Source organism: Thauera sedimentorum (assembly GCF_014489115.1).
Taxonomy (GTDB): Bacteria; Pseudomonadota; Gammaproteobacteria; order Burkholderiales; family Rhodocyclaceae; genus Pseudothauera; species Pseudothauera sedimentorum.
Genome location: NZ_JACTAH010000001.1, coordinates 536698 through 558017 on the forward strand (window position 1 = coordinate 536698; position 21320 = coordinate 558017).

Here is a 21320-nt window from a genome sequence, read left to right on the forward strand (position 1 = left end):
TGCCGAGCGTGGTGGTGGCATGCGGGTTGCTCTGCTAGACTGGAAACCAAGCTAACCCGGACGCCGGGGGAAGATGATGGATACCCGCGGAATTGACCAAGTACTGAATGAGCTGCGCTCGGTGTCGCAGGCTGCCTCCGGCAAGCCCGCGGCAGGCGCGGGCGCGCAGGGTGCCGAGGGCGTGGATTTCGCCCAGGTGCTGCAGAATGCGCTGGTGGATGTGAGCTCGGCGCAGAAGGAAGCGCGTGCCATGGCCGAGAGCTTCTCTGCCGGCGACCCGAACGTGAACCTGCAGGACGTGATGGTCGATCTGCAGAAGGCCAGCCTGTCCTTCCAGCAGATGGTGCAGGTGCGCAACCGCCTGGTCACCGCCTACCAGGACATCATGAACATGCCGGTCTGACGGCGTTTGGCGAAGTCCACGATAGTCCAGGCTTACGAAGTAACCATCTGAAAAACAACAAATTATTTGGATATGGCGTCCGCCGTTGTCCAAGTTTGTTCGTTGCAATCCAGTGCATTTGTGGGTAGGGTTGTGGGTAAAGACCCATAACTTACTTCCCTATGCCCACACCTACGGCACTGACGATCCTTCTCGAAGTTGCAGACCAGAACCGGCTGACATCAGACGAGTTCAAGCGATCCCTAAACGCACGCAAGGTCCTGAATGCGAAGGCAGGGGATGGAGCGACGAAACTGGCTGACGGAGGAGGGCTAACGCTCTACATCCCGCCCTCAGGGGCTAAGGCGTGGCGCTACCGCTACCGGCTGCAAGGGAAGGAGCAGACGCTCACCATTGGTGCTTACCCGGAGGTTTCATTGGAGTGCGCGCGGATTGCGCATCGGGGGGCGCGTTGGCTCGTCGCGCGGGGTGTGCATCCGCGAAGCTATATTGAGGATGAGGTCGCGGCGCGCACGGCGCGAGAGCAGGCGGCCAACGAGCACACCTTTAAGGCGGTCGCTAAGAGGTGGATGGCTGCAACTGCCTCACACCTTGCGCCGCGAACCGCAAGGCATCGTGAGGCGATGCTCGAAAAGCATGTTCTTGGGGCGCTGGGCGATAGGGCAGTACATGAGATTACCCGCAAAGAGCTTCACGGTCTCTTGACAGCGCTCGACCCGAGGGCTCCGGTCACGGCGCGATATTGCCGAGGCTACATCAATCAAATTTTCGAGTACGCGGTGGATGGGGAGCTTGTACAGGCCAATCCGACGCCTCGCTCCCGTGTGCTCGCTAATGCGTCGACGCGAAAAGAGAAGCCGCGTAAGGCTTTGCCTGTCGGTCGCTTAGGTGAATTCCTGATGGCGGTGGAAGATGCACCATCAACGGCTCAAGAAACAAAATCGGCGCTACGTCTTCTCGTGATGACATGGTGCCGCACATCAGAGGTAACGGGAGCTCGGTGGGAAGAGTTCAGCTTGGACGATGCAGTTTGGCTGATTCCCGCCGCCAGAATGAAAGGCGGTGAAGAGCATCGCGTCTTCTTAAGTAGGCAGGTAGTCGAGTTGCTTAGAGCCTTGGGGCCGAAAACAGAAGGCCCTGTCTTTCGAAACCGCAAGAATCCAAACGAGCCAATGCATCGTATGACTCTGACGAACTGGCGCAAACGTTGGGGATTCGGGGATGTTATGGACATTCACGGTTTGCGGGCTACGGCTTCTACTTGGGCTAATGAGTCGGGAAGGTATAGGCCGGATGTGATCGAGGTCGCTCTTGCGCACAAGGAGGCAGATCGCGTGCGCGCTGCTTACAACCGGGCAGAGTTCAGTGAAGGGTTGCGCGCACTATGGCAAGACTGGTCAGACTTGTGCGATAGAAAGTTGGCCGAGGCCCGCGAGAAGAGCAAAGGGCGGTCAACTTCGTAGCATGCTAGTGCATGTCGATCTACTTTTCTTACCATGGAACTTAGATCATTTTTGACAAACAGTTTGCGAATTATTCTGGAAAATTCACACTCAGATTCGACGTGGATCAATTAATTGATTGACAGAGGTGAGTGTATTCAATATAATGCTCGCCACTAGATTTAATATCTAGTTGATTCACTGCTAGCTAACTCCCAGTTGGCCTATATTATGAATGTACTCATCGCGTTGCGATGAGGTTCAATCGCAACGCACACTGTTGCGTCTGAAAGGGTCTGCAGATTATTTCGCTCCGATTCTGAGCGTTGTGCTGTGTGGCCTACCCGTGAAATCCGACTGTTACCACAATGTGGTAGGCGTCTGCTCGGACAAGTCACGCACTTTTCCCGTCAAACGATTCCGAAGTGGCTAGCGCTTGTGGCATTGCGCTACGGCGTCAGTCGTCGCATCTGCTCATCTACGGAGTTCGTAAACAATAGGGGAAAATGTATGAAAGCACTCAGAATCAAGCAAGTTATTGAAAAGACGGGCCTTGGGCGTAGCAGTATCTATGCTCTTCTGGCGAAGGGAATGTTTCCGAAGCAGACGTTGCTCGCAGCTAGAGTTGCTGTGTGGGCGGAAGAGGAGGTAGATGGCTGGCTTCGGGACCGGTTCTCAAGCCGAAGTGCATGCTGATTGTAGTCATGTGTGAGCATCAAGCATCAAATGATGTGTAGATGCCAATAATCCGATGCCGTGTCACTTCGCTTCAACGTATTTATTCAGATACTTAACGGAGCGAGTGGCGGCATCGGTGACGACTAGCCCATGGTAGGCACGGTCAGCCAATGTGCCTCAACTTTGGTACATAAATAATCACTGCTAAGCGAGACTCGCTAGCAAGCTGGACGCATCCCTAAGCTACTGGTTTTCATTCCTAGCCCTTTGGAGCATTAGTCGAGGTGCGTCTATAAGATATAGGTTCAAAGCTAAATGAATACTGCAACAAGTCAAGAGAGTTTCTACGAAAACAAACACGAAGAGCGGCAGAAATTAAAACAAGGTTACTCAGAATTTATTGAGCGCCAGAACTTTACGTGGCACCTAACCGCAAACTTCAACAGAGACACAACGCACGTTCAGGGCTGGAAAATCCTGAAGAATTGGTCTGCGCGAGTTGATAGACGGCTTCACGGGAGAAACTTCCACAGGAAATCTATCGACGAAAGGCTTTTCTTTATTGCCGTACCAGAGATCGGTGGAAGTAGTGGGTACTTGCACTACCACATCGTTGCGAAGATGCCTATTCACTCAGAGGCTTGCTTCGAACTTGTGGCGGCTTCAGTTTGGGAAGAGCTGGTGCGAACAGGTGATTTATTCTGTCAAAAAATCCAGAATTCTGCCGAGGATGTTAGTAGGGTGGTGAGCTACGACATCAAGGATATATGGAAAAATAACGGTTTAGAGCAAATAATCATTTCCACAGAATTTGCGCCAAATAATTAATTGATCCATCGCGCCGTCGTGGTGGTTCAAACGTGTTCGACAACGTGAAGCACTAGAGCGCCACGACTAACAATATATTCGATGCGCGACACGAAATACGGATGATCATCAAAAAATACGGGGGTATCAGGGTGCCCCCGTAGCCACTCAATGAACTCGCCGATCTGCTCTGAAGTGGCACGTCTTTCACTAACGCAACCCTGCCTCTTAGCGAACTTTACAGATACGTTTATTGGTCCGCCAGAAAAATACTCAAGATACTCGATTCGTTCCAACTGAGACACGGTGTATCCCTCAAGACTTATGGCCTCGAAGTTCTCGCTTCGGGGCCTTTTCTATTAATTCAACAACGGACACCAACCCGGTCTGTTCGTATCCTCGTGCAGATGGTGGGGCCGACATGACTGAGCGACGCACCGATAGGGGTTCCGGTCGGAGAGCCAGCGGGATTCAGGGTCTTGCTCCGGGTTTTGCACCTTGGTACAGACCACCGCGAGGTCAGTGGCACAGAACCAGTCTTCCGGCTCCGGATCGGGGATTACACGGTGATTAGGACAGTCGAGGCAGTTTGCCGCTGGTCCTGTGGGGCTCTTGCCCTTCTTTGACTTGCCCATAGAAATACCTCCATTCAAGTCTGTCCGTTCTGCACGTAGTGGAAGCCTTCGTTCGAGAGTTGCTGCTCCCCGTTCCAACGATATGCGACAAGCTTGCCCTGCTTGGCCACAGAAAAGTCCGTACAGGCCGCTAATGGGCTCTGAATGGTTGGATGGCCACTCATCCAGTAATGGCCGAAAAAGACCGGTTTCTGCGGCTGGTAGCGGTATCGCGCGGATTCAGGAATCTCGACCGGTGGGAACTTCGCACGGATGTGATCATCGATCACCGCTGCGTCTGGGAACAGAATCGCACTCTCATCCCACCATCGAACACGCACTTCGCTGCGCGCATGCCCCCCTTTGTCTTCGAAAGTTACGCCGGCTGGGAGCGATGTTTCAAGGCCTTTGAGCCACACTTCTATGGCGTTGAACAAAGTTTCCTCTTCACCTGGTGCAGGTTTGCTCGCTGCTTCATTCATCAGTTCTGGTGTCAGGCGATTACCCGGCGCGAGGCGTCCTGCGAACCGGTCCATATACCCGGTGTGCCAGCAGGCGTGAATCACATTGATCCCGTCCAGTTCGAGCCACAGCGGCAGGGTCAGAAACCAGTCGACAACGTCCTTGTGTAGCTCTGAGTTCCCACTCACTGCAGCAAGAAAGGCGGCGTGCTGATCCTCATTCTTCTTGGAGTGCTCGCGAAGGGGCCTGCCATGCTCGTCGAGGGTTCGCCACGCGATGGCGTTGAACTCATGATTTCCCATCGTGGCCTGCGCATGGCCCGCGTCGACCATCCTGCGAACGATGTCGACGACCTCCAGTTGCTTCGGTCCTCGGTCGATAAGGTCGCCGACGAACACAGCTTTGCGTTCAGGATGACGCCAAGTTCCAACCTGTTTGCGGTAGTCCAGCTTTTGAAGCAGTGCTTCCAGTTCATCGGCGTGACCATGAATGTCTCCAATCACGTCGTACCCAGCAACTTCCGCCATGAGTGCTCCCGTTCTGTCTGTTTCTTGATTGATGGTCAGACCCCAACGCCGACGATCTCGGCGTAGCTCTTTTTTAAATCCTCGCCAGAGAGCGCGTCTTCAAAGAACGCGTCGACGAGAACGGCGCGAAAGGCTTCGAAGCTGAGTTGCGCCAACGGGATTTCCGCAATCGCGCTAGCGATCCTGTCGTATTCGTCTTCCATGTCCTCGCACACGTTGCAGCCCGTGTTCGCGGGGTCATGGCGATAGAGAATTGCACTGATGCGATCAGGCGTCATTTGCTGTTCCTGTCTTCGGTAAGAACTTCCATACGAACCTGCGGCGAGACAAAGCCGTCCTGCCAGAGCAGCACGCGTCCGTGGGCACCGCCCTTGTCTGCGCAATGAAACTGCAGGACGCCCGACACTGCGCTGGCGACCGTGATGGTCGAAGCGATGTAAAGATCGCAGTCGAATAGATCGTCGAAGACGTCGATCAGCACTCCTTCCCCCGGCAGAACCTGCTCATAGCGGGTCTGGGCATCGGTGGTCGCCACCGGGTCGCCGTCCGCGTCGATGAAGCCGCCTACCGAGCCATTCGCGACCCAGTCGAGCGTCTCATCCGTGTGGTTCACGAAGAACAGTTCGCCATTGCTGCGGTAGAGGCAGAATCGCGGGCGCAACGCCCTGTCTGTGCGCGAGTGTGGGTAGTTGAGCAGCGCCGCATCCCTTCGTCGCTTTGCTTGCATTTCGTGGTCCATCGGAGTGTTGAGGATTCGCCTGGCCGTCAGAAGCTGCGCTTGACCGCCCCTGTCTTGATGTCGATGACCTTCACGCGGCCAGTCTTGTCCGTGACCTGGACCATGTCGCCGAGAACCTGCGCAGAGACGATGCCGCCGCTCACCGTCCGTTTAACTGCGCCTGTCTTGACTTCGACGACTCTCGCGAACCCTCCTTGCACCTTCACGGCATAGGCAGTCATTGAATTGTCTCCTGGATACGCAAAGTTGTTGGGCATCGTGCCGTAGACGATGACAATGGTCACCACGGCATGCGATAGACGTAGAATAATGGCGTAGTGCGACGCAGCTTGTCGCAGCGTGCAAGGAAAGTGGCCCATCGCAAGCGGGGAATCGACAGGCAATGCAACTATGGGACGGACACGAGTGACCATCCGAGCGACCATCCTTCGCCACTGGCAGCTTCTCAGGCTCTTACCCCGCTATCCGCAGAAGATCACCGCTCAAGAACTCAAGCAGGCGCTCGCGGTGCACGGCTTCGACACCACGGAACGGACTGTCCAGCGCGATCTGATGGACCTGTCGAGTGCCTTCCCCTTGGTGGTCGATGAGCGTGCCAAACCCTATGGCTGGAGTTGGCAGCGCGAAGCCCGTAGTTTCGATCTGCCGGGGCTGTCGGTTGCCGAGGCACTGACTTGGGTTCTCGCGGAACAGCATCTGCGGAGCCTGCTCCCGGCCGGTATCGTCGAACACCTTCAGCCCCAGTTCCAAGCCGCCCGAAGCCGGCTGTCTGCCGAACAACAGCCCACGCCAGCGCGATCCTGGTTGGACAAGGTTCGCACCGTGCCACCCGCACAACCACTGACGCCGCCCCAAGTCGCCCACGAGGTTCAGCGCACCGTCTCCGATGCGCTCATGCGCGAGCGCCAGTTGGACATCAGCTATCGCAAGAAAGGCAGCAAGTCCGCGGAGAGCTACCGAATACATCCGCTGGCCATTATCCAACGTGGCTGGGTGATCTACCTGCATGCCCGCATTGGCGACTACCCCAACGCGCAGAACTTCGCTTTGCACCGCGTCGAGGCGGCAACGCTACGCGAAGAACCAGCCGTTGCACCACCGGGCTACGATCTCGACGCCGGTATCGAGCGGGGTATCTGGGCTTTCGGCAAGGGCCAGCTATTACAAGTCGCGCTGCGCTTCTCGCGCGAGGCCGGAGAGCACCTGCTCGAAACACCCCTATCTACCGATCAGTCGGTAAGCGACGAAGGTGGCACGCTCCTCGTCCATGCAACTGTGGCCGACACCCCGCAGCTCAGATGGTGGCTGCTCGGCTTTGGCGATACGGTCGAGGTTCTGAGCCCGACTGCCCTGCGACGGGAGATGTCGGATGTCGCCGCTAGAATGGCCCGAAAGTACGCCTCTGGTGCGATGATGGACTCCTCAGCGGCGCTTGCGCAAAGGGCCTAGCGCACGCATCCGTAAGCCGCTACCTGCGGGTCAGTGACCGTCTTCGCCCTTCGACCATCACCTTACAGTCTGAGATAGTTAACGTTGCTGTGCGGACAGCTTGTCCTGCACAGGTTCTTGAGGCTCCTATGTCTTCACTTAAAGTCTTGCTTGACACCTTTCGCTCCGCATCCGTCTCCGAGCGGGAGAAAGGTACCTATTTCGAAGAGTTGATCCTCTGCTATCTACGGAATGAAGCAACGTACCGTGATCTCTATGCGCAGGTTTGGACGTATGCGGATTGGGCGCAGCTGCGACAAATCGATGCCCGTGACGTCGGTATCGACCTTGTGGCCCAAACAGCTACCGGTGAGTACCACGCCATCCAATGCAAGCTGTACGCGGAAGACTATCGCCTGCAGAAAGGTGACATCGACAGCTTCTTCACGGCATCAGGCAAGAAACCGTTCACGCACCGCATCATTGTCAGCACGACCAATCACTGGAGCGAGCACGCAGAAGATGCGCTGCGTGATCAGCAGCCTCCGGTCAGCAAGATAGACCTTCACGATCTGGAAAACAGCCAGATCGAGTGGGCCAGCTACGCGCCAAAATCGGCTCCCGTGCTCAAAAGCAAGAAGCAACTGCGTGAGCATCAACAAGCCGCCCTAGCAAAGACTCAAGCAGGCTTGGCATCGGCTGACCGTGGCAAGCTCATCATGGCTTGCGGTACTGGAAAAACCTTCACCGCCCTCAAAATCGCAGAGACGCTGGCCGGCAAAGGCAAACGGGTGCTCTTCCTTGTCCCGAGCCTCAATCTACTGTCACAAACCCTCACTGAATGGACGCAGGAAAGCGAAACGCCGCTACACAGTTTTGCAGTCTGCTCTGATAGCGACGTGGGCAAGAAGCGGAAGAAGGATGACGATACCGTTCAAACCTTCACCCATGAATTGCGCTACCCCGCGACGACCGAGCCTGGCCGGCTGGCAACGGAAATGGGCAAGCGTCACGATACCGGACACATGAGCGTGGTGTTCAGTACCTACCACTCCATCGATGTGATCAGCCGTGCCCAGCTTGAGCATGGTCTGGCGGACTTCGATCTGATCATCTGTGACGAAGCCCACCGCACCACCGGCGCCACCTTCGAGAGCGAAGACGAGAGCGCCTTTGTTCGCGTTCATGACAACGCCTACATCCGCTCCGCCAAGCGGCTGTACATGACTGCTACGCCACGCATTTATGGCGAGCTTGCCAAGGCCAGCGCGGAAAAAGACAACGTGGCCCTGTGTTCCATGGATGACGAAGCCCTCTATGGCAAGGAGCTTTTCGTCATCACCTTCTCGGAAGCGGTACGCCGGAAGCTACTGTGCGACTACAAGGTGATCGTGTTGGCCATCGAAGAGGCCCACGTCAGCCGCCGTATCCAGAATCTGCTGAAAGACCCGGACAACCAGCTCAAGGTAGATGACGCAGCCAAGATCATCGGCTGCTGGAAAGCGCTATCCAAGCAGGGGCTGGCAGATGACCTGATAGGTGATGGTCAGGCCATGCAACGCGCCGTGGCCTTCTGTCAGGTGATTGAAATCGCAAAGGCAGGCAAGACGCACAAGGTCAGCTCGAAGCAGATTGCCTCCATGTTCCAGTCCGTCGTCGAGGCGTACCAGGAGGCAGAAGAATTCGAGCAGGTGGCGAACCTCCACTGCGAAGCCGACCATGTGGATGGCAGCATGAACGCCAGCGAAAAAGAAGCCAAACTCGCCTGGCTCAAGGAAGCCCCCCCGGAAAACACCTGCCGGATTCTCTCCAATGTGCGTTGCCTGTCCGAAGGCGTCGACGTGCCCGCCCTGGATGCTGTGCTGTTCCTGACGCCGCGCAATTCGCAAGTGGATGTGGTGCAGTCGGTCGGCCGCGTCATGCGGACAGTCAAAGACCCGGTAACGAATGAAGACCTGAAGAAACGCGGCTATGTGATCCTGCCTGTGGTCATCCCGGCCGGCGTAGAGCCTCACGAAGCGTTGAACGACAACCAGACCTACAAGGTGGTCTGGCAGGTGCTGCAAGCCCTGCGCTCACACGATGACCGCTTCGATGCGATGGTGAACAAGCTCGATCTGATCGGCAGGGACCCCAGCAAGATGGAAGTCATTGCCGTCACCGACAAGGTAGCCAAAAAACAAGAAAAGCCCAAGGGCAAGAGCAAGGGCCAGACCGGCCAGGGTGGCTTCAGTATTGGCACTTCGGTCACGCAGAACAAGCCGGTTCAGCAGCCCCTGGAGTTCGAGATTGGCGAAATCGAGCGCGCCATTTACGCGAAACTGGTGCAGAAGGTAGGCAACCGCCACCACTGGGAGGACTGGGCCAACGACATTGCCAAGATCGCCCGCACCCACGTCGACCGTATCACTGGCATTCTGGAAAACAAGGCGAACACCCAAGAGCGTGAAGCCTTCAATGCTTTTGCAGAAGAACTGCGCGACGACCTTAACGATAGCATCACCGATTGTGAAATCATCGAAATGCTGGCCCAGCACCTGATTACCAAGCCGGTTTTTGATGCGCTTTTTGAAAGCTACAGCTTCGCCCAGCACAACCCTATGTCGCAGGCCATGCAGGCGGTCCTGGATTTACTGCAAGAGCATCACCTGAGCAAGGAAGTGGATACCCTTCAGTCTTTCTACGACAGCGTGAAACTGCGGGCTGAAGGCATTGAGAGCGCCACCGGCAAGCAGAAGATCGTGGTGGAGCTGTATGACAAGTTCTTCCGCAATGCCTTCCCCAAGATGACGGAACGGCTGGGCATCGTCTATACCCCTGTGGAAGTGGTGGATTTCATCATCCACAGCGTCAATCACATCCTGCGGACGGAGTTTGGGCAGACACTGGGCAGTGAGGGCGTTCACATCATTGACCCCTTCACCGGCACCGGTACCTTCATCACCCGCCTGATGCAAAGTGGTCTGATCACGCCGGAGCAGTTGCCCTACAAGTACAAAAACGAAATCCACGCCAACGAGATCATCTTGCTGGCCTACTACATAGCCGCCATCAATATCGAAGCGGTGTATCACAGCATTGTTGGCGGCGAATACCGACCTTTTGACGGCATTTGTCTGACTGACACCTTCCAGATGTACGAGAAGGATGATCTGGTGGACGCATTGCTAGTACAGAACAGCACAAGGCGCAAGCGGCAGAAAGCACTGGACATTCGCGTCATCATTGGAAATCCGCCGTATTCAATCGGCCAAGCCAGCCAAAATGACGACAACCAAAACACTCAGTACAAGAGGTTGGATGAGAGCATAAGAAACTCATATGTTGCTCGCTCAACTGCAACGGCGAGTCGAGCAATGTACGATAGTTACATTCGTGCTATCCGCTGGGCCAGTGATCGCATTGGTGATAGTGGCGTCATCGGTTTTGTCACCAATGCAAGCTTTGTCGAGGCCAACACTGCAGACGGCCTACGCCAGTGTCTGGCAGATGAATTCTCTAGCCTGTATATCTTCCATCTGCGCGGAAACCAGCGCACCAGCGGCGAAGCCTCACGCAGGGAGGGTGGTAAGATTTTTGGCAGTGGCAGCCGTGCGCCCATTGCCATTTCGCTGCTTGTAAAGAACCCACAGACTGAAGAGCAAGGCCGCATCTATTTCCACGATATTGGCGACTATCTGAGTAGAGAAGATAAGCTGGAGCGAATCAGTATCTTGGCTAGTGTAGCTGGCATCGCCGCAGAACAGGGCTGGCAGTCCATCACGCCAAATGAGCATGGAGACTGGTTGAAGCAGCGGGATGACAGCTTCAACACGCACTTGGCTATTGGAAGCAAAAGAGGGCACGAAAAGTCACTATTCAGCAACTACTCTCAGGGCGTACTTACCGCTCGTGACGCTTGGTGCTACAACTTTAGCAAGAATGCTCTTGCGAACAATGTTCGACGGACAATTTCCTCCTACAACCAGCTTCTGACAGGAGTAGATATTGCCGACAAGAGCAGCATTAGCTGGACTCGTTCACTGAAGAAACAGTTTCAAAAAGGGCGGCCGCTGGAGTTCGATAGTTCGTGCTTAACCGTAAGCAGCTATCGGCCATTCACAAAGCAGCACCTCTACTTCAACAGAAGACTTAATGAATACATCTATCAGATGAGCGCAGTGTTTCCAAGAGGTGCAAGAAACTGCGTCATCGTGATAACGGGAACCGGCGAGACAAAGGACTTCTCCGCGTTGATCACGGATTGCATTCCGGACTTCAAGCATCACTACAATAGCCAATGCTTCCCGCTATACCTTTTCGATGACGCAACAGGAACCAATGAGCAGCCACAGTCTGGGCTGTTTGATACCCCGTCCAACACAATGCGCCAACAGCGTGATGCCATCACAGATGAAGGGCTGTCGCACTTCCAAAGGGCTTACCCCGGTGAGCTTATCTGTAAAGAGGATGTCTTCTATTACGTCTATGGCCTCCTGCATTCGTCAGATTACCGCGAACGCTACGCTGATAACCTGAATAAGGAGTTGCCGCGCATCCCATGCGTTATCACCGCAGCCGACTTCTGGGCCTTCTCCAAAGCCGGACGCAAACTGGCCGACCTCCACCTAAATTACGAAACCGTGGCGCCGTACCCGCTCAAGACTGAATCAGTCGGCAAACTGACTGATGCTGACTACCGCGTCGTGAAGATGAAGTACGGCAAGAAGGGAAAGGACAAAGACCTAACCACGCTGCATTACAACGATAAGATCACTTTGACCAGCATCCCGCTGGAAGCGTACGACTACGAGGTCAATGGCAAACCGGCGTTGGATTGGGTGGTGGAGCGTCAATGCGCAAAGCCCGACAACGTCAGTGGTATCGTCAATGACGCTAATGATTGGGCTATCGAGACTATGAGCAACCCACGCTATCCACTGGAGTTGTTTGCGCGCGTGGTAACGGTCAGCTTGGAAACGATGAAGATCGTGAAGAGCCTTCCTAGGCTCCAGATCATGACAGGCCTAGCTCCTGGCGCACTCAATGACGAATTTCAATCTGGCGTGGCAGTCGCGGGCGGGACGCTCCAGGTTGTATCAGCGGGTTAGCTATTGAGAGAGTCCGGCCGCTCATTCTCTTCCCGCGTCAACAAGTGGTCACTTCTTGGCACCCATCCGAGAAATGTCAAAAACATAGGCGTACACAGTAACTGGCATGGTGCGATATACTGACAGCAGTTTCTGACACTTTTAGGAGCCGCTGTCATGTCCCGCGTCTTTGCCTACGCCCGTGTCTCGACGGTAGACCAGCTCACTGAGAACCAAGCCGAACAGATCGCTCAGGCCGGCTACTCGATCCAGCCGAATCGGTACATTGAAGAGAAGGTATCGGGATCGGTGCCCACTTCGCAGCGCCAAGGCTTCCAGAAGCTCATGGATCGCATGGAGGAAGGCGACACGCTCGTGGTCACCAAGCTGGACCGGATCGGTCGCGACTCCATCGATGTTCAACAGACGGTCAAGCTCTGCGCTGAGCGGGGCATCCGGCTAGTTGTGCTTCAGCTTGGCAACCTCGATCTGACTTCATCGGCTGGTGAACTCATGGTCAAGGTGCTTGCGGTAGTCGCGGACTTCGAGCGCGATCTGATCATTGAGCGTACTCAGGCGGGGCAGGCGCGTGCGCGAGCCGAAGGAAAGCACATGGGGCGTCCGAGCAAGACGACTGAGGAGCAGCGCAGAGCGATTCTTCAGAGGCTGACTGGCGGAGAGTCAGTGTCGTCGCTCGCGAGGGCCTATAGGCTCTCTCGGGGCACGGTCATCAACATTCGCGATGCTTGCAGGTCTGCGAGCCAAGCATAGGCGAGGGGGTGGGTATCCTGCATAAGTGTGGGTAAAGATGTGGGTACGGACGATGTGGTATTCTGAGCAAGTCTTGTAAATAAAGGCTTATAAGGCTTAAGAAGCATTACAGGACATCATGAACATGCCGGTCTGACACGTTCCGGCCCTGAAACGACAACGCCGCCCGATGGGCGGCGTTGTCGTTTCAGGGCGGGGTTTCGACTCAGAGGCCGCGCTCGCGGGCGCTGCGGTCGCGTTCGACCTTGAAGATGTAGCGCTGGATCAGGTTGTTGGCGCTGTTGGGCAGGTTCACGAATTCGCAGCCGGCCCGCAGCACTTCGACGCCGTTGCGGTTGGTCAGGCGGAACAGGTTGCGTACCCGCATGCGGACCGTGACCGGGCCGAAATCCGGCAGGTTCACGCGGCAGCCGTCGAACTCCATGCCGGGCACGAAATCCGCGTCGTCGGGCGGCACGACCACGGCCATGCCGCCACCGGAGATGTCCAGCACCCGCGCTTCGATGGTGCGCGGTTCTTCGTCCTTCTGCGGAACCGGGATGGTGCAGTTCAGCGCGTGGGTGATCGGCGCGACCAGCCGGTAGAACTCGCGGCGCTGCAGGCGCAGCAGGCGCTCCGGGCGGTCGGCCACGAAGGCGTCGCGCCCCTGGTAGGTGACTTCCTGGATGCCGCTCAGGGGAAACTGGATCTTGATGCCTTCGAGCTGGGTGGCGCAGATCAACTCGTCGATGGACGCCACCCGGCGGTTCACCGCTTCGTCCGGGCTGGCGTCGAAGACCAGGCGTTCCTCGTCGTCGATCAGCGTGAGGATGGCGGTGAGGAAGGACTGATTGCCGGAGGGCAGGTAGGTGGTGATCAACGCGCGGTTTTCCACCAGCGAGCGGAGGATCTGCTTGATTTGCCGGGCGTCGTGCAGCAGGTACTGGGCAAAGTCGTCGGAGCGAAGCAGTTCGACTCGAGTGGTGTTTTCGGTGCTCATGCGGGGGGCCGGCTGGTGGCGGTGCGCAGTTGGGTGAGGGCCGATTCTATAGCATCGAACCGGACTGCGTCGCCGACATTAGGGGGTGCGAAGCCTGCCTGTTCCGCTTTCACAGCGCGGGACCGCCCTTGTCCGGGCCGGTCGGGGCGCCGGGCAGGGTGGCGCTCGGCGGCGGTGGCGCACTCATGTCGCCTTGTTCCACCCGATACAGCCAGGCGAGCAGCTCGGCCACGGCCAGATAGAGCTGGGGTGGAATGCGCTCGTCCAGATCCACCTGCATCAGCAGCGCGACGAGTTCGGGCGATTCGTGAACATATACGCCCGCCTCGCGGGCACGCGAGATGATTTCCTGGGCGATCAGTCCGCGGCCCTTGGCCACCACGCGCGGTGCGGCCTCGCCCGCGGTGTAGGTCAGCGCAACGGCTTCGCCGCGGGTGGCGAGCGGGTTGTCGTCAGGCTGCATCCGGGACCTCCACCACCATGCCGGTCAGTGGCACGCCGATGGCTTCCAGTGCGCTTTCCAGCGCAGGCCGGCCGTCCTGCAGGGCTTGGGCGGCATCGGGGTCGTCGGCCTGCATGCGCAGCGCCAGGCCGCTTGCGCCGAGGTAGAGATGGGCGTCCACGCCGCCGAGGCGCGGGAGCGTGAGGTGCAGGGAGGTGTGCCACTCGCGTGCGTCGCCGCTGCCGTCGCCTTCACCGTCGCCCGGGTCCTCGATGCGCCATTCGATGTGCTGTCCCGGCCAGGCCTGGCCGTGCCAGACGTACTGTTGCGTGGCCAGGGCGTCGAGCTGCTGGTGCACCACCGGAAGGATGCGCTCGGGCACCGCGGGGACCCGCCCCGCGGCAGTGGCTTCCGCCTGCGGTGCGGCGCTTGCCGCCCGCTCGGCGCCGCCGGCCGGCATCGCGGCCGCGGCAGCGCGCGCGCCCGCCGCCTGGGCTGGCGTGCCGGCGGCAGCGGCTTGCTGTGCTTGTGCCTGTGCTGGTGCGCCCGTGGCCTGCGGTGAAGCGCCGCGCGCTGCGGCCTGCTGGCCTTGCGGCTCGCCCAGCAGCGATGCGGTATCGACCTTGCCGGCCAGCCATCTGGACTGGTGCGCTTCGTAGAACATGCCGCTCTGCGCCAGCGCCTGACGCAGGATCGGCGCCAGCGCGGCACCGTTTGCCGGGGGGGCGGAAAGCAGGGGTTTGCCGCCCGCCAGCGCCGCGGGTTCGGCCGCCGGCTGGCCGGTCAGCAGAAAGCTGATCAGGCGTCCGGCGGGGCTGAGTTCGGGCCGGGTGATGTTCGCGCCGGCTGTGGCGGGCGGATCGGCCAGTTGGGCAAACACTGCGCGCGGGGTGGTCTGGGTGACGACGAGTTCCAGGGTGTCGCCGGCATTGGCCGCGTGGGGCAGCGCCAGGGTGATCTGACGCCCGGCGACGATGGCCTGGAAGCTGCCGTCGGGCAGGGCGCGCTGCAGGGCGGCGGTAAAGCGCTGGCCGGGCAGCAGTTCGGGCAGCTGCGCCTGGATCTCACGTGCACGCTGCAGGCCCGGGACCGGGGGTTCGGTCTCGAAGAAGCTGGCTTCGGTCAGCAGGCGAAGACGGGCAGCGAGGTCGGCGGGGATCATTGTTCGCCTCCAGTGCGGACGTCGTGCCGCCTTCTGGCGCCGTCCGCGTCAGGCGCCGCCGGTGCGTTGCGGCATGCCGTAGGCGGTGTTGACCTTGGAACGCACCTGGGCGCTGGAGAGATCTTCGCCCAGCTTGCTGCGGGCGGGCTCGATGATCTGCGTGATCGACCCGATCCCGGCAAGCAGGCGCTCGAGCACGAGGCGTCGCCGTTCGAGTGCCGCAGGGTCGTCGGGCAGGGCGCTGCGCCCCAGTTCCGAGGCGATCGACAGGGCGCGCTGGCCGAGCTCGGGCAGGGCTTCCCATTCGCCGGCCCGCGAGCGGGAATCAAGCTCGGCCAGTATGGCCTGAAGCTCTTCGCCGAGGCCGTCCGCGTCGGGTTTGGCCTGTGGGTTCATTGGCCGACCCGGTCGCCGATCTGCGCCCACGCGTCGCCCAATTCGGTCAGCAGCCGGCTGGCCTCGTCGAGGCAGGCCGGATCGTTCTGCATCTGGCCTTTCAGCACCTGCAGCGCGATGTACTCGTACAGGTCGTCCAGCGATTTCGCCAGCTGCCCGCCGGCTTCGAGGTCGAGGCTCGCACGAAGTCCGCGCGAGATGATGTCGATCGCGCGGGTGATCGCTTCCGACTTGGCCTGGACGTTGTTGTCCAGCATGTGCTGGCGGGCCTTGGCGATGTAGGCGAGCGCGCCGTCGAACAGCAGTTTGATCAGCCTGTGCGGGCTCGATCCGAGAATCTCTGCGTCAACGCCCGCCGAGCGGTAGGCGTTCTGTACGTTCATCGCGTGTGAGAACATGGTGCGCGTTCCTCTATCGGGCGTCTGGTCAGCTGCTGCGCGATGCGTTGAGGCTGGCTAGTTGCTGCGTCAGGTAGGACGAGGTGGTGTTCAACTGGCCCATCAGTGTATCAAGGGCCACGTACTGTGCCCGGATCCGTTTCTCGGTCAGTTCGAGCTGGTATTCCAGGCGGGTGCGCTGGTCGTCGAGACGGTCGACCGACTGGTTGAGACCGTCGGTGCGGTTGGCGAGCAGGCCATCGAAGGAGGTGACCTCGTCGGCCAGCGTTTCCATCGACGCGCCGATGGTGTTGAGCGTAGAGGTGACCGCGCCGAAGTCGGTGTCGATCGCGTTCTTCAGCTTGGTCTCGTCCAGGGCCAGCGTGCCGTCGCGCTGGAAGGACACACCCAGCGAGGAGAGGTTGGCGAAGGCCGTGCCGGCCAGTTCCGCCGGGGAGGCGCCGGCGGTCGAGCGCAGCAGGCCCTGCAGGGTGCGTACGGTCCCGTCGCCGTTGAGCACGCCCGCGGAACCGGACTCGGCGTTGTAGGCACTGCTGGTCTTCAGCTCGTTCACCGCAGCGTTGTAGGCGGTGACGAACTCCTTGACGGTATCGAGGACGTTGGCGTCGGTACGGGCGATGTCCACCGTCGAGCTGCCCACGGTCTTGGCGGTGATGGTCACGCCCGAGATCACCGTGGAAAACTCGTTGCTCTGCGAGGTGACGGTTTCGCCATCGACCTCGATGATTGCGTTCTGCGCCGTCCGGGCGTTGGGGTTGGCGACATCGAAGGTCGCCAGGCTCGCCAGGTTGGCGTCGCCGCCGCTCACCGAGAGGCTGAATGCGGCGTCGGTGCCGGTTTCGGTCGAGGTCAGTATGAGGCGTGAGCCGGCATCGCCGGTGACCGTCGTCGCGGTCACACCGATGCCGGCGTCGTTGATCGCGGAGCGCAGGTCGTTGATGTTGCCACCGCCGAAGGCGACGTCGACGTCCTCGCCGTTGATGGAGAAGGTGAGGGTTCCTGCCGCGAAGGTGGTGCCCGAGGCGTACAGGTTGGACAGCGATTTCTGCGACTGGGCCACCTGGACGACATTGACGTTGTAGCTGCCGCCGCTGGCGAATGCGCCAGGCGCCACGCTCAGCACGTCCTCGTCCCCCAGGCTTGCCGTGAAGCCGGCAAGCTTTGCCGGGTCGGCAAGTTTGTCCGCTGCCGTCTGGAGCGCGTCGAAGCGCGTCTTGATGGTGCCGAACGCGGAGATCTTGGCCTGGTAGGAGGCTTCACGCCGGTTCAGCGCGGTAAGCGGTGCGCGCTCGATGGCCATCAGCTTCTCGACGATGCTGTTGGCGTCGAGGCCAGAACCGATACCGAGAGAAGAGATGGACCCTGCCATGATGTACTCCGTTTGTTCCGTGTTGCGCCCTGGCGCCGCTCAGGCCTCCTGCCTGAGAAGCAGACCGGGCGCCGTGCTGTTCGAGCCGAGTTCCTCGATCCGCTCGGCGATGCGCAGAAGCTCTTCGGACGGAATCTGTCGAATGACTTCCTGCGACTCGCGATCGACCACCTTCACCACCACGTCGCCGGTCCTGTCGTGGATGCTGAACGAGATGTCCCGCACCACCGGTTCAAGGGCTTTCTCGATCCGCGCGATGGCGTTCGACAGCTGCTCCTCGCTCGCGTTTTCCTTGCCGTCTGCTTGCGACTGAGCGTCCGCCGGGCGCAAGTTGCCGCCCGTTGCATTCTGAGCAGGATTCGTGCCCGGAGTGCCGGAGACCGCAAGCGGCGAAACCCCGCCCTGCGTGTTTGCAGTCGGGGGCTGCGGCGTTGTGTCTGCCGGGCCTAGCTTGAAACTGGCTTGAGGAGCCGGAAGCCCGCTCTGCACAGGTTGGATGGCCATGATGCCCTCCAGTTCAAGACCGGCGGAGGCGCTTGCGCGCCCTCCCGCCGGTTATTCTTTTTAGGATTGAAGCGCATTCTAGCGCTCAATCGATCAGCGCAGCAGCGAGAGCACGTTCTGCGGCACGGCGTTGGCCTGGGCGACCATGGCCACACCGGACTGCTGCAGGATCTGCGAGCGCGACAGGGAGGCGGTTTCCGCGGCGAAGTCGGCGTCCATGATGCGGCTGCGTGCGGCGTACTGGTTCTCGCGCGCGGTTTCGATCTGCTGGATGCGGAACTGCAGCGAGGACATCGTGGCGCCGATGCTGGAGCGGTTGGAGGCCACCGAGTTCAGCGCGGTGTCGATCGCACCGAGGGCGGTCGTCGCCGCGGCGCTGGAACCGATGCCGCCGCCGGGGGCCGCCACGCTGGTGAAGGTGCCGGCGATGGTCTGGCCGGAGGCCGCACCCGTCTGGAAGGTGAAGGAGCCGAAAACCGACTGGTTGTTCAGCTTGGCTGCACCTTGCAGCGCGCCGACTTCGGTGTTCAGGGCGGTGTACTCGTTGTTCAGGTAGCCGCGCTCGGTGTCGGAGATGGTGCCGTTGAGCGACTGCACGGCCAGCTCGCGCATGCGCTGCAGGATCTCGCCCACGGTGCCGAGCGCGCCGTCGGCGGTCTGCCCGAAGGAGATGCCGTCGGCGGCGTTACGCATGGCGACGGTCAGGCCGCGTGCGTCGGACTCCATGCGCTGGGCGACGGCCAGGCCGGCGGCGTCGTCCTTGGCGGAGTTGACCCGCAGGCCGGAGGACAGGCGCTCGAGCGCGGTCGAGAGGCCCAGCGAGTTCTTGTTCAGGTGCCGTTGCGCATTGAACGAGTAGGTGTTGGTGTTGATTACTTGTGCCATTTTGGGCCTCCAGGGAGCCAAGATTGATCAGACGGCAGATCGGTGTTCGGTTTGCTGCCACGTCATCTTTGCCGTTCAAGTGAATTAACGGCGGGCCGGTGCAGAACTTTAGGGCATTTTTTGCCGGGCATCCGTCCGGTAGGAGCGGCCTTGGCCGCGATGTGGCGGTGGTTTCCTCGTAGGTCGCATCGTGGCCAAGGCCGCTCCTACGGGGCGATCAGGGCCTTTCGGTGCAGAGCCCGGACGCAAGGACGGCGGACGCATCCGGGGATGCGTCCGCCGTCGGGAAGAGGCGAGCGCCCGCGGGCGCTCAATCGATCAGCGCAGCAGCGAGAGCACGTTCTGCGGCACGGCGTTGGCCTGGGCGACCATGGCCACACCGGACTGCTGCAGGATCTGCGAGCGCGACAGGGAGGCGGTTTCCGCGGCGAAGTCGGCGTCCATGATGCGGCTACGTGCGGCGTACTGGTTCTCGCGCGCGGTTTCGATCTGCTGGATGCGGAACTGCAGCGAGGACATCGTGGCGCCGATGCTGGAGCGGTTGGAGGCCACCGAGTTCAGTGCGGTGTCGATATTGGTCAGGGCGGTCGATGCGTTGCCGCTGGTGTTGATCGTGCCGACCGGCGTGGTCACGCTGGTGAAGGTGCCGGCGATGGTCTGGCCGGAGGCCGCACCGGTCTGGAAGGTGAAGGAGCCGAAGACCGACTGGTTGTTCAGCTTGGCTGCACCCTGCAGCGCGGTGACTTCGGTCTGCAGTGCGGTGAACTCGTTGTTCAGGTAGCCGCGCTCGGTGTCGGAGATGGTGCCGTTGAGCGACTGCACGGCCAGCTCGCGCATGCGCTGCAGGATCTCGCCCACGGTGCCGAGCGCGCCGTCGGCGGTCTGGCCGAAGGAGATGCCGTCGGCGGCGTTACGCATGGCGACGGTCAGGCCGCGTGCGTCGGACTCCATGCGCTGGGCGACGGCCAAGCCGGCGGCGTCGTCCTTGGCGGAGTTGACCCGCAGGCCGGAGGACAGGCGCTCGAGCGCGGTCGAGAGGCCCAGCGAGTTCTTGTTCAGGTGCCGTTGCGCATTGAACGAGTAGGTGTTGGTGTTGATTACTTGTGCCATTTTGGGCCTCCAGCGAATCAGGTTCGATTACACGGCAAGCGTTTGATCCTGCTTACTGCATTGGTGATTCGTGCCGTTCAGATGCTGTAACGGCCGCTGGTGCACGAACTTGAGAGCAATGGCACGAAAAAAATGAAAAACCCCGCCGGGGCGGGGTTTGCGTTTGCCGGGGAGTGGCGCTCAGCCTTGCAGCAGCGAGAGCACGTTCTGCGGCACCGCGTTGGCCTGGGCGACCATGGCCACGCCGGATTGCTGCAGGATCTGGGCGCGGGACAGCGCGGCGGTCTCGGCGGCGAAGTCGGCGTCCATGATGCGGCTGCGCGCAGCCCACTGGTTCTCGCGAGCGGTTTCGATCTGCTGGATGCGGAACTGCAGGGCCGACATCGTGGCGCCGACCGTCGCGCGGTTGGCGGCAACCGAGTCGAGGGCGGTGTCGATATTGGTCAGTGCCGTCGCTGCGCCCGCGCTGGTGCCGATGGCGCCGGCCGGCGTGGCGACGCTGGTGAAGGTGCCGGTGATGGTCTGGCCGGCGGCTGCGCCGGTCTGGAAGTTGAAGGTACCGAAGACCGACTGGTTGTTCAGCTTGGCCGCACCCTGCAGATCGGTGACCTGGGTCTGCAGTGCGGTGAATTCGTTGTTGAGGTAGCCGCGTTCGGTATCGGAGATGGTGCCGTTGAGCGATTGCACCGCCAGTTCGCGCATGCGCTGGAGAATCTCGGCCACGGTGCCGAGCGCGCCGTCGGCGGTCTGCCCGAAGGAGATGCCGTCCGAGGCGTTGCGCATGGCTACGGTCAGGCCGCGCGCATCGGATTCCATGCGCTGGGCAACCGCCAGGCCGGCCGCATCGTCCTTGGACGAGTTCACGCGCAGGCCCGAGGACAGCCGCTCCAGCGCGGTGGAGAGCCCGAGCGAGTTCTTGTTCAGATTGCGCTGGGCATTCAGGGAGTAGATGTTGGTATTGATGACCTGCGGCATTTTGGGCCTCCGGTAAGTTCGTTATCCGTTCCGTGGTGGCGCCGGTATCTGCCGAAGCGCCGTTCCTTTGCGTCTTGGTTCAATCTAAGCAGAATGCGTGCCAGCAAACTGTTCAGGGCGAATTGACTGATTTATTTCGTTTTTTTCCCTCTTTCGCGTG

At 59.8% G+C, this 21320-nt stretch carries 21 protein-coding genes; 7 read left to right on the forward strand and 14 right to left on the reverse strand.

All coding sequences use genetic code 11. The features are described 5' to 3' along the window. The first annotated feature begins 76 nt into the window (after positions 1–76). The 4 genes from fliE (at position 77) to IAI53_RS02460 (ending at position 3351) form a co-directional block, all read left to right on the forward strand. On the forward strand, positions 77–403 hold the full coding sequence (gene fliE, locus IAI53_RS02445; protein WP_187717922.1) for a flagellar hook-basal body complex protein FliE: 327 nt from the start codon (positions 77–79) through the stop codon (positions 401–403). A gap of 161 nt (positions 404–564) precedes the next feature. Continuing rightward, a complete protein-coding gene (locus IAI53_RS02450; RefSeq protein WP_187716563.1) occupies positions 565–1866 on the forward strand; it encodes a tyrosine-type recombinase/integrase in 1302 nt (433 codons plus the stop codon). A gap of 489 nt (positions 1867–2355) precedes the next feature. Beyond that, positions 2356–2541 (forward strand): AlpA family phage regulatory protein, encoded by a 186-nt coding sequence (locus tag IAI53_RS18765; protein ID WP_187716564.1) that lies wholly within the window; start codon positions 2356–2358, stop codon positions 2539–2541. A gap of 297 nt (positions 2542–2838) precedes the next feature. Further along, positions 2839–3351 (forward strand): hypothetical protein, encoded by a 513-nt coding sequence (locus tag IAI53_RS02460; RefSeq protein WP_187716565.1) that lies wholly within the window; start codon positions 2839–2841, stop codon positions 3349–3351. Positions 3352–3979: 628 nt separating this feature from the next. Here the strand turns inward: IAI53_RS02460 and IAI53_RS02465 are convergent. The 4 genes from IAI53_RS02465 to IAI53_RS02480 are packed head-to-tail and all read right to left on the reverse strand — an operon-like array spanning position 3980 to position 5956. Next, entirely contained in the window at positions 3980–4933 is a 954-nt protein-coding gene (locus tag IAI53_RS02465) for a metallophosphoesterase (RefSeq protein ID WP_187716566.1), read from the reverse strand. A gap of 35 nt (positions 4934–4968) precedes the next feature. Beyond that, positions 4969–5211, reverse strand: coding sequence for a hypothetical protein (locus tag IAI53_RS02470; protein WP_187716567.1), 243 nt, complete (start codon positions 5209–5211; stop codon positions 4969–4971). Beyond that, positions 5208–5672, reverse strand: coding sequence for a hypothetical protein (locus IAI53_RS02475; protein WP_187716568.1), 465 nt, complete (start codon positions 5670–5672; stop codon positions 5208–5210). The genes IAI53_RS02470 and IAI53_RS02475 overlap by 4 nt, the downstream gene beginning before the upstream one ends. A gap of 26 nt (positions 5673–5698) precedes the next feature. Next, positions 5699–5956: a hypothetical protein gene (locus IAI53_RS02480; RefSeq protein WP_187716569.1), complete on the reverse strand. Its 258-nt coding sequence runs from the start codon at positions 5954–5956 to the stop codon at positions 5699–5701. Positions 5957–6077: 121 nt separating this feature from the next. Between IAI53_RS02480 and IAI53_RS02485 the strand changes: the two genes are divergently transcribed. The 3 genes from IAI53_RS02485 to IAI53_RS02495 all read left to right on the forward strand — a co-directional run bounded on the left by IAI53_RS02485 (position 6078) and on the right by IAI53_RS02495 (position 12940). Further along, a complete protein-coding gene (locus IAI53_RS02485; protein WP_222948138.1) occupies positions 6078–7121 on the forward strand; it encodes a helix-turn-helix transcriptional regulator in 1044 nt (347 codons plus the stop codon). A gap of 128 nt (positions 7122–7249) precedes the next feature. Further along, complete coding sequence (locus IAI53_RS02490; protein WP_187716571.1) at positions 7250–12190, forward strand: DEAD/DEAH box helicase; 4941 nt, start codon at positions 7250–7252, stop codon at positions 12188–12190. A 156-nt stretch (positions 12191–12346) separates the two neighbouring features. Further along, on the forward strand, positions 12347–12940 hold the full coding sequence (locus tag IAI53_RS02495; RefSeq protein WP_187716572.1) for a recombinase family protein: 594 nt from the start codon (positions 12347–12349) through the stop codon (positions 12938–12940). Between the two features lie 205 nt (positions 12941–13145). Here IAI53_RS02495 and IAI53_RS02500 read toward each other — a convergent pair whose 3' ends face one another. The 10 genes from IAI53_RS02500 to IAI53_RS02545 all read right to left on the reverse strand — a co-directional run bounded on the left by IAI53_RS02500 (position 13146) and on the right by IAI53_RS02545 (position 21160). After that, positions 13146–13919, reverse strand: a complete 774-nt coding sequence (locus IAI53_RS02500) for a flagellar brake protein (RefSeq protein WP_187716573.1) — start codon at positions 13917–13919, stop codon at positions 13146–13148. Between the two features lie 109 nt (positions 13920–14028). Beyond that, positions 14029–14382 carry an EscU/YscU/HrcU family type III secretion system export apparatus switch protein gene (locus tag IAI53_RS02505; RefSeq protein WP_187716574.1) on the reverse strand — a complete coding sequence of 118 codons (354 nt, stop codon included), beginning with the start codon at positions 14380–14382 and terminating at the stop codon, positions 14029–14031. Continuing rightward, complete coding sequence (gene fliK / locus IAI53_RS02510) at positions 14372–15523, reverse strand: flagellar hook-length control protein FliK (RefSeq protein ID WP_187716575.1); 1152 nt, start codon at positions 15521–15523, stop codon at positions 14372–14374. Before fliK ends, IAI53_RS02505 begins: the two co-directional genes overlap by 11 nt. Before the next feature lie 48 nt (positions 15524–15571). Further along, on the reverse strand, positions 15572–15919 hold the full coding sequence (gene fliT / locus IAI53_RS02515; protein ID WP_187716576.1) for a flagellar protein FliT: 348 nt from the start codon (positions 15917–15919) through the stop codon (positions 15572–15574). After that, positions 15916–16317, reverse strand: a complete 402-nt coding sequence (fliS, locus tag IAI53_RS02520; protein ID WP_187716577.1) for a flagellar export chaperone FliS — start codon at positions 16315–16317, stop codon at positions 15916–15918. The genes fliT and fliS overlap by 4 nt, the downstream gene beginning before the upstream one ends. Positions 16318–16345: 28 nt before the next feature. Further along, positions 16346–17686 (reverse strand): flagellar filament capping protein FliD, encoded by a 1341-nt coding sequence (fliD, locus tag IAI53_RS02525; RefSeq protein ID WP_187716578.1) that lies wholly within the window; start codon positions 17684–17686, stop codon positions 16346–16348. A 39-nt stretch (positions 17687–17725) separates the two neighbouring features. Beyond that, the gene (locus IAI53_RS02530) at positions 17726–18190 is read right to left on the reverse strand and encodes a flagellar protein FlaG (RefSeq protein WP_187716579.1); all 465 of its coding nucleotides are present in this window, start codon (positions 18188–18190) and stop codon (positions 17726–17728) included. Positions 18191–18283: 93 nt separating this feature from the next. Next, positions 18284–19075 carry a flagellin N-terminal helical domain-containing protein gene (locus IAI53_RS02535; protein WP_187716580.1) on the reverse strand — a complete coding sequence of 264 codons (792 nt, stop codon included), beginning with the start codon at positions 19073–19075 and terminating at the stop codon, positions 18284–18286. Positions 19076–19393: 318 nt separating this feature from the next. Continuing rightward, positions 19394–20185, reverse strand: a complete 792-nt coding sequence (locus tag IAI53_RS02540; protein ID WP_187716581.1) for a flagellin N-terminal helical domain-containing protein — start codon at positions 20183–20185, stop codon at positions 19394–19396. Positions 20186–20365: 180 nt separating this feature from the next. Further along, a complete protein-coding gene (locus IAI53_RS02545; protein WP_187716582.1) occupies positions 20366–21160 on the reverse strand; it encodes a flagellin N-terminal helical domain-containing protein in 795 nt (264 codons plus the stop codon). Positions 21161–21320 lie beyond the last annotated feature (160 nt).